Below are 720 nucleotides of genomic sequence, written 5' to 3'. Positions count from 1 at the left end.
TATGATGTAATATTATACCCGGCAATATTACCCATGCCGTTAAATCAGTTTGACGGAATTTATTATTTGCGGTTATCTGATGGCGTTCAAACGTGGTATTCTGAAATGTTTACGGTTGTGCAGGACGTTTCCGGTTATTTGAAAATTGATTGGTGGGACATTGAAAATTTAGTGTTTGACGGCGGACAAATAGTTTATAAAAATCCGACATTCAAAAACATGTTATATCTTTGCACCGAGTTAGGAAAACCCGAATATCAGTTTGAGGAAGAGGGGGAAGATAGGGACGGTTATTTTTTCCCGGAAAAACAAATTTCGGTAAAGACGTTCAAATGTACTATATTGGCACCGGAATACTTATGCGATGTTATGCGTTTTATTCGTATGGCTGATTATATACACATAACGGATAAATACGGCAGGGAATACGATTGCGATACGTTTCTAATTACCCCAAAATGGCAGACGCAGGGAGATTTGGCGAGCGTGGAAATAGAATTTCAGACAGCAATCGTCGTTAAAAAAATAGGTCGTGGATATTTAGGGGCAAATATTGGCGATTTTAACAGCGATTACAATAATGATTTTAATAACGATTAAATTAATTAGTTATGCCGAATTATCAAAAATTAAAACAAGCGATTGCGGATGTTATAAAAACAAATGGCAATCAACAGATTACCGGAGTAATTTTGCAAAATACGTTGTTATCTATTGTCA

At 36.0% G+C, this 720-nt stretch carries 1 protein-coding gene; it reads left to right on the top strand.

What is annotated here, in order from left to right:
* Positions 1–600, top strand: a 600-nt coding sequence (locus ACFFUV_RS23480) for a hypothetical protein (protein ID WP_390198365.1), incomplete at its 5' end; no start/stop codon positions are given.
* Between the last annotated feature and the right edge of the window lie 120 nt (positions 601–720).

Source organism: Vibrio olivae (genome assembly GCF_042428525.1).
Taxonomy (GTDB): Bacteria; Pseudomonadota; Gammaproteobacteria; order Enterobacterales; family Vibrionaceae; genus Vibrio; species Vibrio olivae.
Note: the sequence above shows the minus strand (reverse complement) of the source record. Positions and strands in the feature narration are given on the sequence as shown.